A 12,712-nucleotide genomic window follows, 5' to 3' on the forward strand; every position below is an offset into this window, starting at 1 on the left:
GGCCTCGCCGTCGCCTTCCCAGGCCCCCTGGGGCGACATGGCGCAGGGCGAGAGCCATGTCAGGCCCGCGAAGGGTGCTCACACCTCCGGGTCGTCCTTCGTCAGCCGGGTGATCCCGGCGATGCGGTACGCCTCCGCCTCGTCCAGCGTCTCGCTCGCCAGCAGCGACTCGGCGAGCGCGTCGAGCTGCCCCCGGTGCTCGCGCAGCTTGCGCACGGCCTCCTCGTAGCAGGAGTCCACGACCCGCCGCATCTCGCCGTCGATCGCGTCGAGCGTCTGCGGCGCGGCGGCGAGCCCGTACGCCTGCTGGGCGTCGCCGGGGAGGGCGGAGAGCCGTCCGACCCGCTCGCTCATGCCCCACCGGGCGACCATGCCGCGGGCGATGTTGGTGACCTGTTCGAGGTCGCTCTCCGAACCGGTCGTGATCATCCCGTACACGACGTGCTCGGCCGCCATGCCGCCGAGCGCGCCGATGATCCGCCCGCGCAGGTACTCCTCCGTGTACGCGTACTTGTCCGCGTCCGGCGTCGACAGCGTCACCCCGAGCGCCCGTCCGCGCGGCACGATGGTGATCTTGCGAACCGGGTCGGCGCCCGGCTGCAGCATGCCCAGCAGGGCGTGCCCGCTCTCGTGGTAGGCGGTGCGCCGGCGCTCCTCCTCGGGCATCACCAGGGGGCGCTCGGCGCCCAGCTGGACCTTCTCCAGCGCCTCGGAGAGGTTCGCCTGCGTCACCCGGTCCTGCTTCCGCTTGACCGCGAGCAGCGCCGCCTCGTTGGCGAGGTTGGCGAGTTCGGCGCCCGTCATGCCCGGCGTCGTACGGGCGACCTGGGCGAGGTCGACGTCCGGGGCGAGCGGGATCTCGCGGGTGTGGATCTCCAGGATCGCCTTCCGGCCACTTCTGTCCGGCGGCGAGACGCTGACCACCCGGTCGAAGCGGCCCGGGCGGGTCAGGGCGGCGTCCAGGATGTCGGCGCGGTTGGTGGCGGCGATGACGATCACGCCCTCCGAGCCGGAGAAGCCGTCCATCTCGGTGAGGATCTGGTTCAGGGTCTGCTCGCGCTCGTCGTGGCCGCCCATGCCGGAGCCGCCGCCGCGGGCGCGGCCGATGGTGTCGATCTCGTCGATGAAGATGATCGACGGCGCCACCTTGCGGGCCTCGGCGAACAGCTCCCGCACCCGGGAGGCGCCCACACCCACGATCATCTCGATGAACTCGGACGCCGACGCGGAGAAGAACGGCACGCCCGCCTCTCCGGCCACCGCGCGCGCGAGGAGCGTCTTCCCGGTGCCGGGCGGGCCGGTCAGCAGGACACCCCGGGGCATCTTGGCGCCCATGCGGCGATAGGCGTCCGGGTTCTTCAGGAAGTCGACGACGTCGCTCAGCTCGCCCTCCACCTCGTCGATCCCGGCGACGTCGGCGAAGGTGGTGCGCGGCTTGCCGGCCTCCAGCTCGACCGGCTTGGGCGGCGCCTTGCGCCCGAGCATGCCGCCCGCCCCACCGCCCAGGGCGCCCCGCATGCGCCGCGCGACGAAGATCCACAGCACCACCAGGAGCAGCATCGGGGCCAGCGCGATCAGCAGGTTGGCCAGGAAGCTGCGGTGCTGCACGACGGGCTCGGCGGTGACCGTGACCTTGTTCTTCGTCAGGTCGGCCCAGAGCCGGTCGTCCGCGAAGGTCGGCCGCTCGGTCGTGAACTTGGTGTACGTCCCGTCGCCCTCGGGATTGCCCCGGGCCTTCCTCAGCTGGCCCTGGATCGCGTCGCCCTTGGCGTAGATCTTGCTGACGTTGCCCTCGTCGACCTGCTTGCTGAACTCCGTGTAGGAGATGGTCGGCTCGTCGCCCTCGTTGAAGAAGGACAGCACGAGGTTGGCGATGAGGTAGACGATCAGCGCGGCCAGGACCAGGTTCCACCAGCCGCCGCGCATCCTCCGGCCGCCGGGCGGCGGCTTGGGCGGCTCGTCGGGCGTGCCCTCGGTCCGCCAGGGCGGCTCGGGTGCCGTACGCGGCGGGGACGGATTGGTCATATCCGGACGCTACGACAGGAAAGCCGCGCGGGCATGTGGGTGTACGTCGCCGGGGCGCCCCCTGCGACAGGAGGCGCCCCGGCGACGTACTGCGTCCGGACCGGCGGTCAGCCCATGAACTTCTTGAACTCGTCCGGCAGCTCGAAGTCCTGCCCGCCCTGCTGCGGCAGTCCCAGCGCACCCCCGCTCTGCGCGGCGGCGGCACGACGGGCGGCCTCCTCCTGCTCCTGCTGCTTGCGCTTCATCGGGTTGCCCGAGCGCTGCTTACCCTTGGCCTTCTTCTGCTGCTTCTTCTGCCGGCCGGGGCCGCCACCCATGCCGGGCATCCCCGGCATCCCGGGCATGCCGCCGCCCTGGGCCATGCGGGACATCATCTTGCGGGCCTCGAAGAACCGCTCCACGAGCGACTTGACCGCACTCACGTCGACACCGGAACCCTTGGCGATACGGGCCCGGCGCGAGCCGTTGATGATCGTCGGCTCCTGGCGCTCGGCCGGGGTCATCGACTTGATGATGGCGGCCGTGCGGTCGACGTCGCGCTCGTCGAGGTTGTTGATCTGGTCCTTCATCTGGCCCATGCCGGGCAGCATGCCGAGCAGCTTGCTGATGCTGCCCATCTTCCTGACCTGCTCCATCTGGGCCAGGAAGTCGTCCAGGGTGAAGTCCTGGCCCTTCTTGGACGCCAGCTTGGAGGCCATCTTCTCGGCCTCTTCCTGGCTGAACGTCTTCTCCGCCTGCTCGATCAGGGTGAGCAGGTCACCCATGTCGAGGATGCGGGAGGCCATCCGGTCAGGGTGGAAGGCGTCGAAGTCCTCCAGCTTCTCGCCGTTCGAGGCGAACATGATCGGCTTGCCGGTCACCGAGGCGATCGACAGGGCCGCGCCACCGCGGGCGTCGCCGTCGAGCTTGGAGAGCACCACACCGTCGAAGCCGACGCCGTCGCGGAAGGCCTCGGCGGTGTTGACCGCGTCCTGACCGATCATCGCGTCGACGACGAAAAGGATCTCGTCGGGGCTGACGGCGTCCCTGATGTCCGCGGCCTGCTGCATCAGCTCCTGGTCGATGCCCAGACGGCCGGCGGTGTCGACGATGACCAGGTCGTGGACCTTGGACTTGGCGAACTCGATGGAGTCCTTGGCGACCTTGACCGGGTCACCCACGCCGTTGCCCGGCTCGGGGGCGTAGATCGCGACACCGGCGCGCTCGGCGACGACGCTCAGCTGGTTGACGGCGTTGGGGCGCTGGAGGTCACAGGCCACGAGCAGCGGAGAGTGCCCCTGCTCCTTGAGCCAGTGGCCGAGCTTGCCCGCGAGGGTGGTCTTACCGGCACCCTGGAGACCGGCCAGCATGATCACGGTCGGCGGCTGCTTGGCGAAGCGCAGGCGACGGGTCTCGCCGCCGAGGATGCCGACCAGTTCCTCGTTGACGATCTTGAGGACCTGCTGGGCCGGGTTCAGCGCCTTGGAGACCTCGGCGCCCAGGGAGCGCTCCTTGACCTTCTTGATGAAGGCGCGCACGACGGGGAGCGCCACGTCGGCCTCGAGCAGCGCGATGCGGATCTCGCGGGCCGTGGCGTCGATGTCCGCCTCGGACAGCCGGCCCTTGCCCCGGAGGGATTTGAAGGTGGCTGACAGGCGGTCGGAGAGAGTATCGAACACGGCGGCGTAGGTCCTCGCGTCGGCGTTGGTGTGGGTCGCCCTCCAGGGTATCCGGCCCGGCAAGCAATTCGTCCCTGCCCGCCGCACCCGCCCGCGGCAGCGAGCGGTATGACGCGCCCCCGAGGTCACGCCCGCAGCGACTCCTCCAGCTCCCGGGCCACCGACGCCGCCTCGTCACCCGGCAGCGGCGCGCCCTTGCCGCGCGTGACGTAGAAGGCGTCCACCGCGTTCGACCCCAGCGTCGACACGTGCGCGCTGCGGACCCGCACGCCCGCCGCCTCCAGCGCCCGCCCGAGCCGGAACAGCAGCCCCGGCGCGTCCTGGGCGCGCACCTCGATCACCGTGGCCAGCCGGGACGCGGCCGGCGCGACGGTGACGCGGGGCGGGGGCGGCTCCACGCCGCGGCGCCTGGGGTGGGCGGCGTCCCGTTCGGCGAGCCGTCCGGCGATGTCCAGGGTGCCGTCCAGGGCCCTGACCAGGTCGGCGCGGAGCCGGGCGGCCTGGGGCAGGGAGCCGTACTGGGCGGCGACCCGCCAGTCGAGGAGCAGGACGGAGCCGTCGACGCCGTCCGGCAGCGGCAGGGACCGCAGCTCGGCGGTGCGGACGGTCAGCCGGTGCAGGGCCAGGACCCCGGCCACCGCGGGCAGCACGCCCGTCTGGTCGGGTACGGCGATCAGCAGCTCGACGCCGAGCGGCTCGGGCCCGTCGGCCGCCGCCGTGTCGGGCGTCGCGGAACCGGTGGCCGGGGCCTCGGTCTGGGCCCGCAGCGCCAGTACCGGACCGCCGGTGCGGAAGGCCTCGACCGCGAGCCGCTCCTGCTCCGCGGTGGGCGCGGCGGCCGCGGGTTCGGCCTGCGGTTCGCCGGCCAGCACTCCGGCGACCCGTTTCACCAGGTCCGCGACGAGGGAACCGCGCCAGGACGACCAGGCGGCGGGCCCGGTGGCCAGCGCGTCCGCCTCGGTCAGGGCGTGCAGCAGCTCCAGGGTGTGTTCCGTGCCGACCGCCTCCGCGACCGCGCGCACGGTGGCCGGGTCGTCCAGGTCGCGGCGGGTGGCGGTCTCCACGAGCAGGAGGTGGTGGCGTACGAGGGTGGCCAGGACGGCCGCGTCCGCGCGGTCGAAGCCGATGCGCATGGCGACGTCCCGGGCGATGGTCTCGCCGGCCACGGAGTGGTCGCCGGGCCAGCCCTTGCCGATGTCGTGCAGCAGCGCGGCGACCAGCAGCAGGTCGGGGCGGTGCACCCGGCGGGTGAACCCGGCGGCGCGGACGGCGGTCTCGATCAGGTGCCGGTCGACGGTCCACAGGTGCACGGCGTTGCGCTGCGGGCGGCAGCGGACCCGTTCCCAGTCGGGCAGCAGCCGGGTGACCAGGCCCTCGGCCTCCAGCGCCTCCCAGACCTGCACCGTGGGCCGGCCCGAACCGAGCAGGGTCACCAGTTGTTCGCGGGCCTCGGCGGGCCAGGGCGTGGGCAGGGGGCGCGCGGTGGCCGCCAGGCGCCGTACGGCGTGCAGGGAGAGCGGGAGTCCGGCCTGTGCGGCGGCGGCCGCGGCACGCAGCGGGAGCACGGGATCGCGTTCGGGGCGCGCGGTGCGGGCGAGCACCACCTCACCGTCCTGCTCCACGACGCCCTCGGCGAGCGGGGAGCGCTCGGCGACCGGTTTCCCGCCGTTCATCATGGCGCGCAGCCGCGGCCGCACGGAGCGCGAGCGCAGGACGCGCCCCACTTCGCGCCAGGTGACGTCGCCCGCGTAGGAGATGACGCGGGCCGCCTCGTAGACCTGCCGCAGCAGGACGTCGGCGTCCAGGAGGCCCAGCTCGGCCGCCACCTGGTCCTGTTCTTGCAGCGCCAGCCGGTCGGTCGCCCGGCCGGTGGCCAGGTGGAGGGCGTCACGGACGTCGAGCAGGCGGCGCCGGGCGTCGGCGAGTCCCTCGCGCGGGGCGTCGGCGAGCCAGGAGGCGGCGACGGCGCGCAGGGCGGTGGCGTCGCGCAGGCCGCCCCGGGCCTCCTTGAGGTCGGGTTCGAGCAGGAACCGCAGCTCGCCCTGGCGTTCGGCGCGTTCGGCGCACAGGTCGCGGAGTTCGGGGAGGCGTTTGGGGGCCTGGTTGCGCCAGTCGGCGAGGACGGCGGTGCGCAGGGAGGCGGTCAGGCCGAGGTCTCCGGCGAGGTGGCGGGCGTCCAGGAGGCCGAGTTGGACTTTCAGATCCTCGCCGGCGGTCTTCCGGGCCTGCTGCGGGGTGCGTACGGAGTGGTCGAGGTCGAGGCCCAGGTCCCAGACCGGGTACCAGAGGCGGTCGGCGAGTGCGGCGACGGCCTTGTCGTCGCGGCCGTCGTGCAGCAGGAGCAGGTCCAGGTCGCTGCGCGGGGACAGCTCGCCGCGCCCGTAGCCGCCGACCGCGACGAGCGAGACCCCGGTCTGTCCCCCGGCGCCCGCGGCGAAGAGGCCCGCCAGCCAGTCGTCGGTCAGTTCGGCGAGCGCCCTGCGGCGCGGCGGCCCGGACCGCGCCCCCTCGGTGAGGAGGCGCAGCCGGGCCGCCGCGTAGCCGCCGGGTCCCGAGTCCTCTGCTTCGTGCGTCACGTCCGTACTCGTCACCCGGCGACTCCTGTTCGTCCGTCGTGTCAGAGCGCGTCGGGTCCGCGCTCGCCGGTCCTGACCCGTACGGCCGTGTCGACCGGGACCGCCCAGACCTTGCCGTCGCCGATCTTGCCGGTGCGGGCCGCCTTGACCACGACGTCGATCAGCTGCTCGGCGTCGTCGTCCTCGACCAGGACCTCGATACGGATCTTGGGCACCAGGTCGACGGTGTACTCGGCACCACGGTAGACCTCGGTGTGTCCGCGCTGGCGGCCGTAGCCGCTGGCCTCGGTGACGGTCAGGCCGTGGACCCCGAAGGCCTGGAGGGCCTCCTTGATCTCGTCCAGCCGGTGCGGCTTGACGACGGCGGTGATGAGCTTCATGCGTCCACCTTCTTGCTCGGGGCCGACGCCGCCGCGGAGGCGGCCGGCGTGGCGGTCGTCCGGGCGGCACCGCCGCCGGCGCCGCTGAAGTCGTATGCGGTCTCGGCGTGCTCGGCCTGGTCGATGCCGGCCACCTCGACGTCCTCCGATACCCGCATGCCGATGGTCTTGTCCAGCAGGAAGGCGAGGACCGCGGAGACGACCAGGGAGTAGGCGAGGACGCCGAAGACGCCCGCGCACTGCTTCCAGAACTGGTCGAGGCCGCCGCCGTAGAAGAGGCCCTCGACGTCGGACTGGCCCTTGCCGCTGGCGAAGAAGCCGATGAGCAGCGAGCCGAGGATGCCGCCGACGAGGTGGACGCCGACCACGTCGAGGGAGTCGTCGTAGCCGAACTTGTACTTCAGGCCGACGGCCATGGCGCACACCACTCCGGCGATGAGGCCGACGGCGATCGCGCCGAGCGGGGAGACGGCGCCGCCCGCCGGGGTGATGGCGACCAGGCCGGAGACGGCGCCGGAGGCCGCGCCCAGGGTGGTGAAGGCGCCGTGCCGGATCTTCTCGTAGGCGAGCCAGCCGAGGACGGCGGCGCCGGTGGCGACCTGGGTGTTGACGAACATCAGCGCGCCGACGCCGTCGTCGTTGCCGAGCCACGAGCCGGCGTTGAAGCCGAACCAGCCGAACCAGAGCAGGCCGGCACCGAGCATGACCAGCGGCAGGCTGTGCGGGCGCATCGGGTCCTTCTTGAAGCCGACCCGCTTGCCGATGACGAGGATCACGCCGAGCGCCGCGGCACCGGCGTTGATGTGCACGGCCGTGCCGCCGGCGAAGTCGATCACGCCCAGTTCGAAGGCCCAGCCGCCCGCGCCCCAGACCCAGTGGGCGACGGGGAAGTAGACGATCGTCGCCCACAGGGCGATGAACAGCGCCCAGGCCGTGAACTTCACCCGGTCCGCGAGGGCGCCGCTGATCAGGGCGGGGGTGATGACGGCGAACATCAGCTGGAAGACCAGGAACACGAAGACGGGGATGGTGTAGCCGTCCCACAGCTCGGTCAGACCGATGTTGCTGAGGCCCACCCAGTCGGAGTTCCAGCCGACGACGCTGCCGGAGTCGGTGCCGAACGCCATGGAGAAGCCGTACAGCACCCACAGGACGGTGACGATGCCGAGGCTGATGAAGCTCATCATCAGCATGTTCAGGGTGCTCTTGACCCGGACCATGCCTCCGTAGAAGAAGGCCAGGGCCGGCGTCATGAGCATCACCAGGGCGGAGCAGATGAGCATGAAGCCCGTGTTGGCGGCGGAGAGCTGTGTCTCCGCGGCGAGCGTGATGGCTGGAGCCATCGGCGTCTCCTCGTCGTTGGTACGGCCCCGTGCGGGCGAAGCCTGGGCGGGCGGGTGAGGGGTGGGCCGGTTATGCGCCATGAGATTGGCGCAGCGCGGTTTCGTGGGGTGCCCCTCGTTGTTTCGCCGCCGTGACGAAGGCGCGGTGCGTGTTACGCGTGGGTGAACGGCCGGTGCGGGCCCGCTCGGCCGTGGTCGGGGCGGGGCCGTCCGCACCGGGACGACCAACCGGCCGCGGCGGCCTCCGAGTGACCTGGCATGGGGGAGCCGAGTCGGGCAGTTCGGGAGGGCCGGCCGCGGCCGGGGCTGGTGGGGGTTCAGACCGCTTCGGCGGTCTCCGGCAACTCGACGGCGAGCCGTTGGGTGAGGTCGACGACCTCACCGAGGTCGCCGAAATCGCGTACGGCCGTGTCGACGGTCTTGCGGATGCGGGTGTTGACGCGTTCGGAGCGGACCTTCTTGGCGATGCCCATGGCCTCGACGGCCAGGACGGCGCTCTCCTCCGGTTCGCGGCGCAGCAGGTGGACGGTGGCCATGCCGATCAGGTTCAGCGCGTAGGAGCGCTGGTGTTCCTCGTCCTTGGCGAAGAGCTCCACGGCCCGGCGCATCAGGGGGTCGGCGAGGGAGGCGTAGGCGGGGCTGCGGCCGGCCACGTAGGCGAGGTCGCGGAAGGAGTGGCTGTTCTCCCCGTACAGCTCGGCCTCGGAGAAGAAGCGGATCCAGTCGGGGTCCGGCTCGTCCCATTCGTCGGCCTCGGCGAAGATGTCCTCGGCCATGCGCACGGCGCGTTTGCAGCGGCCGGGCTGTCCCATGTTGGCGTAGGCGCGGGCCTCCATGGCGTACAGCATCGACTGGGTGCGGGGGCTGGCGCAGTCCCGGCTGCCGTACTGCGCGAGGTGGATCAGCTCCAGGGCGTCGTCGGGCCGGCCGAGGTGGATCATCTGGCGGCTCATGCTGGAGAGGATGTAGGAGCCGAGCGGCCGGTCCCCCGCCTCCTTGGCGGCGTGCAGGGCGAGCACGAAGTACTTCTGGGCGGTGGGCTGGAGCCCCACGTCGTACGACATCCAGCCGGCCAGCTCGGCCAGCTCGGCGGCGACCTTGAAGAGCTTGGCGCGGGTGGTCTCCGACTGGGGTTCCTGGAGCAGGTCGGTGACCTCGTGCAGCTGGCCGACCACGGCCTTGCGGCGCAGACCGCCGCCGCACTGGGCGTCCCAGCGGCGGAACATCACGGCGGTGGACTCCAGCAGGTCCAGCTCCGGCTTGGACAGCCGCCCGCGCGCGCGGGTGGTGGGCGCCGCGGGCTCGCGTCCGGCGGGCGGGGTGGCGGAGGGGGTGGGGACGAGCCAGCGCTGCATGGGTTCGATGAGGGACGGGCCCGCGGAGAGGGCCAGCGAGCTCCCGAGGAAGCCGCGCCGCGCCAGCATGAGGTCGCTGCGCGAGAACTCGCTGAGCAGGGCCACGGTCTGCGGGCCCGTCCAGGGCAGGTCGACGCCGGTCGCGGAGGGCGTGGGGCGGGTGGAGCGCAGACCCAGGTCCTCGACGGAGACGACGACGCCGAAACGCTCGGAGAACAGCTCGGACAGGATCCGCGGGATCGGCTCGCGGGGGTTCTCCCCGTCGAGCCAGCGGCGCACGCGTGAGGTGTCGGTGGAGATGTGGTTGGCGCCCAACTGGCGGGCCCGGCGGTTGACCTGGCGGGCCAGCTCGCCCTTGGACCAGCCGCTGCGGGCGAACCAGGAGGTGAGCAGCTCGTTCGGGCGCTTGTCAGCGTGCGACGCGCTCGCCGCGCTCGTACCGCTTCCGCCGTTGCCACTCACTGGAACGCCCCCATCCCTGAGACCATCTGTCGCCGAGTGCGCCAAGCCCTATCAGAATGCCGGTGGTTGCGGCTCTCCGTCCGGCGGTTGGCGCCCTTCGAACGGAAAGCCGGGTTGCCTCCGGCATACCCACGAGTGCATGTGCCCCAAGGCTCCATGCACACAAAGTAGTCCTACGATCACTCGCCCAGCCATGGCGATTGCGGAATCGCCACCATTCGCCACCCCTTCGAATGAACTCGCGGTTGCCGGGACGCGATTCACTTGACACAGGCCAGCCGGGAGTCGATGCAAGGGTGCACACCGGGGCGTGCGCCGTGGGACGCACCACCCGGAGTGCTTCCGGACGCTGTCTGAACCGCGCCGGACTGGGGAGTGGGAAACAGAGAGTCACGCGTTACGTCCGCTGCGTAACCGCCGCTGTGTCGGACCCGTTGGAGGGGGCATGGGCTTCACGATCGGCATCGGCAGCAGTCGGGGCATGCGCGAGATCCGGTCCGGCGCGCGCCGCCGCGGCCGCCCCTCGGAGTGCACCGTCGTGGCCGAGTTCACGGGGCTGTGGGGCTGGGACGTGGTGCCGGGGGCCAGGACCGCCGGCGGCGCCTGCTCGTGCGGGCTGTCCGACTGTCCGGCGCCGGGCGCGCACCCCCTGGACTTCGCGCCCCGGGTGCCCGCCGGGGCGACCCTGGACGAGGCGACCGAGGCCTGGTCCCGGTTCCCCGGCGCGGCGGTGATGCTGGCGGTCGGGCGGACCTTCGACGTGATCGAGGTGGCCGAGTCCGCAGGGCTGCGGGCGCTGGCCCGGCTGGAGCGCATGGGCCTCCCGCTCGGTCCGGTCGCGGCCACCCCGCAGGGCCGCGCCCACTTCTTCGTCGCCCCGGGCGCCGCCGCCGAGCTGCCCCGGCTGCTGTACCGCATGGGCTGGGACGATCCGTCGGCCCTCGACCTCGGCGGCCTCGGCCCCGGTACGTACATCACGGCCCCGCCCTCCGACCGCGGCGGCCGGGGCCCGGTGCGCTGGCTGCGGCCCCCCGCCCTCGACTCGGCCACCAGGCCACCGGCGGCACGGCTCCTCCTGGGCACCCTGGCATACGTGGCCCACCGGTCCCGGGCGTAGCACCCACGCGGACGCCGCGCCCGTACGCCGGAGCGGGCCCGATTCCGGCCGAGGGCACCGGCCCTGCCCGCACGACCACCACGCGTCACCGCGCGTCCTGGCGCCCGCCACTCGGCGGGCACGGACGGCGGCACGATCCGCCGCACCTCGGCACGCGCACAGGCCCCGGCGCTCGTACGCGCCCAGCCCCCGTCGCTCCCCCGGACGGCGCCCCGCGCCCGTCCGGGCCGCGCGCACCGCGCAGCGGCGGGCGTCACGGCCCGCCTTCCGCACACCCGTGGGAACCCTGCGCGTCCGCGCCCCGGCGCGTGCGCCGGGCCGACACCGTCACCCCCACACCCGGGGCCCACCCGGCACCCACCCCCTCCGCACGGCGAAGCGCCCGTCTCCCGGTTCGGGAGGCGGGCGCTTCTCGCCTGGGTGCGGGCGCGGGGCGCCGGCAGGCGGCGTCACTCGCCGATGAGGGCATCCACGAAGGCCGCCGGCTCGAACGGCGCGAGGTCGTCCGCGCCCTCGCCGAGTCCGATCAGCTTGACCGGCACACCCAGCTCGCGCTGGACGGCGACCACGATGCCGCCCTTGGCCGTGCCGTCCAGCTTGGTGAGCACGATGCCGGTGATGTTCACGACCTCGGCGAAGACCCGGGCCTGGATCAGACCGTTCTGGCCGGTGGTGGCGTCGAGCACGAGGAGCACCTCGTCCAGCGGCGCGTGCTTCTCCACGACGCGCTTGACCTTGCCCAGCTCGTCCATCAGGCCGGTCTTGGTGTGCAGGCGGCCGGCGGTGTCGATGAGCACGACGTCCGAGCCCATCTCCTTGCCCTCCTTGACCGCGTCGAAGGCGACGGAGGCCGGGTCGCCGCCCTCGGGCCCGCGCACCGTGTGGGCCCCGACGCGCTCGCCCCAGGTCTGGAGCTGGTCCGCGGCGGCGGCGCGGAAGGTGTCGGCGGCGCCGAGGACGACGCTGCGGCCGTCGGCCACCAGGACGCGGGCGAGCTTGCCGGTGGTGGTGGTCTTGCCGGTGCCGTTCACGCCGACGACCATCACGATGCCGGGCTTGCTCGTGGCGGGCTCGGTCTTGACCTCGCGGTCCATGTCGGGGCCGACGAGGGTGATCAGCTCCTCGCGCAGCAGGGTGCGCAGCTCCTCGGGCGTGCGGGTGCCGAGGACCTTCACCCGCTCACGGAGCCGCTCGACCAGCTCCTGGGTGGGCTGCACGCCGACGTCGGCGGTGAGCAGCGTGTCCTCGATCTCCTCCCAGGTGTCCTCGTCGAGGTGCTCCCGGGACAGCAGGGTCAGCAGGCCCTTGCCGAGGGCGTTCTGCGAGCGGGAGAGGCGGGCACGGAGCCGGACCAGTCGGCCGGCGGTGGGCTCGGGAACCTCGATCTGCGGGATCTCGAGCTCTTCGACGACGGGCGGCTCCTCGACGGTGGCGGTGCCGCCGTCCGGGAGGTCGACCTCCTCTATCGTCCGGCGCGGTTCGTCGCGCGGCGTCTCGGCCTCGTCGCCGACGTGCGGCTCGGCCGGAGGGGCGGTGATGTCGGGCGTGGCGGGGGGCGGCTCGGGCAGCTGCTTCTTGCGGCGGCTGCCGACGACCAGCCCGCCGAGCGCGCCGATCACGACCACGGCGATGACTACAGCAAGGATGACGATTTCCATAACGGGACCAGTATGCGCGACCCGCGCCACGGCCCCCTGCTGATGGCCACTCGTGGTTTCCGCCAAAGGACAAAGGCCCCTGGAGGGCACGAGTCGGAGCAAAGTACGATGGAGAAGGCCGCATCAACGCGCGTAGAG

Annotated in this window: 8 protein-coding genes; 1 reads left to right on the forward strand and 7 read right to left on the reverse strand. The window is 72.7% G+C overall.

The window, feature by feature from the left end; genetic code table 11:
- Positions 1-78: 78 nt before the first annotated feature.
- The 6 genes from ftsH to ACIRGB_RS29875 form a co-directional block, all read right to left on the reverse strand.
- Entirely contained in the window at positions 79-2,025 is a 1,947-nt protein-coding gene (ftsH, locus tag ACIRGB_RS29850; protein WP_403871626.1) for an ATP-dependent zinc metalloprotease FtsH, read from the reverse strand.
- A gap of 107 nt (positions 2,026-2,132) precedes the next feature.
- A complete protein-coding gene (ffh, locus tag ACIRGB_RS29855; protein ID WP_403871628.1) occupies positions 2,133-3,683 on the reverse strand; it encodes a signal recognition particle protein in 1,551 nt (516 codons plus the stop codon).
- Between the two features lie 125 nt (positions 3,684-3,808).
- Positions 3,809-6,274 carry a [protein-PII] uridylyltransferase gene (locus tag ACIRGB_RS29860; RefSeq protein WP_403871630.1) on the reverse strand — a complete coding sequence of 822 codons (2,466 nt, stop codon included), beginning with the start codon at positions 6,272-6,274 and terminating at the stop codon, positions 3,809-3,811.
- A 26-nt stretch (positions 6,275-6,300) separates the two neighbouring features.
- On the reverse strand, positions 6,301-6,639 hold the full coding sequence (locus tag ACIRGB_RS29865) for a P-II family nitrogen regulator (RefSeq protein WP_003973409.1): 339 nt from the start codon (positions 6,637-6,639) through the stop codon (positions 6,301-6,303).
- Positions 6,636-7,982 (reverse strand): ammonium transporter, encoded by a 1,347-nt coding sequence (locus ACIRGB_RS29870; protein WP_403871631.1) that lies wholly within the window; start codon positions 7,980-7,982, stop codon positions 6,636-6,638. Before ACIRGB_RS29870 ends, ACIRGB_RS29865 begins: the two co-directional genes overlap by 4 nt.
- A gap of 317 nt (positions 7,983-8,299) precedes the next feature.
- The gene (locus ACIRGB_RS29875; RefSeq protein ID WP_403871633.1) at positions 8,300-9,799 is read right to left on the reverse strand and encodes a hypothetical protein; all 1,500 of its coding nucleotides are present in this window, start codon (positions 9,797-9,799) and stop codon (positions 8,300-8,302) included.
- Between the two features lie 445 nt (positions 9,800-10,244).
- Here ACIRGB_RS29875 and ACIRGB_RS29880 point away from each other — a divergent pair, with 445 nt between their 5' ends.
- Complete coding sequence (locus ACIRGB_RS29880; protein WP_403871635.1) at positions 10,245-10,916, forward strand: bifunctional DNA primase/polymerase; 672 nt, start codon at positions 10,245-10,247, stop codon at positions 10,914-10,916.
- 449 nt (positions 10,917-11,365) lie between these two features.
- On the opposite strand, the gene ftsY is transcribed toward ACIRGB_RS29880, so the two are convergent.
- Complete coding sequence (gene ftsY / locus ACIRGB_RS29885; RefSeq protein WP_403871637.1) at positions 11,366-12,574, reverse strand: signal recognition particle-docking protein FtsY; 1,209 nt, start codon at positions 12,572-12,574, stop codon at positions 11,366-11,368.
- Between the last annotated feature and the right edge of the window lie 138 nt (positions 12,575-12,712).

The sequence above is a fragment of the Streptomyces sp. NPDC102490 genome (assembly GCF_044765285.1).
GTDB lineage: Bacteria > Actinomycetota > Actinomycetes > Streptomycetales > Streptomycetaceae > Streptomyces.

Bases quoted from the DNA above. Each gene is read 5' to 3' on its own strand.
- ftsH (WP_403871626.1), bottom strand. From the start codon at position 2,025: ATGACCAATCCGTCCCCGCCGCGTACGGCACCCGAGCCGCCCTGGCGG.
- ACIRGB_RS29865 (WP_003973409.1), bottom strand. From the start codon at position 6,639: ATGAAGCTCATCACCGCCGTCGTCAAGCCGCACCGGCTGGACGAGATC.
- ACIRGB_RS29870 (WP_403871631.1), bottom strand. From the start codon at position 7,982: ATGGCTCCAGCCATCACGCTCGCCGCGGAGACACAGCTCTCCGCCGCC.
- ACIRGB_RS29880 (WP_403871635.1), top strand. From the start codon at position 10,245: ATGGGCTTCACGATCGGCATCGGCAGCAGTCGGGGCATGCGCGAGATC.
- ftsY (WP_403871637.1), bottom strand. From the start codon at position 12,574: ATGGAAATCGTCATCCTTGCTGTAGTCATCGCCGTGGTCGTGATCGGC.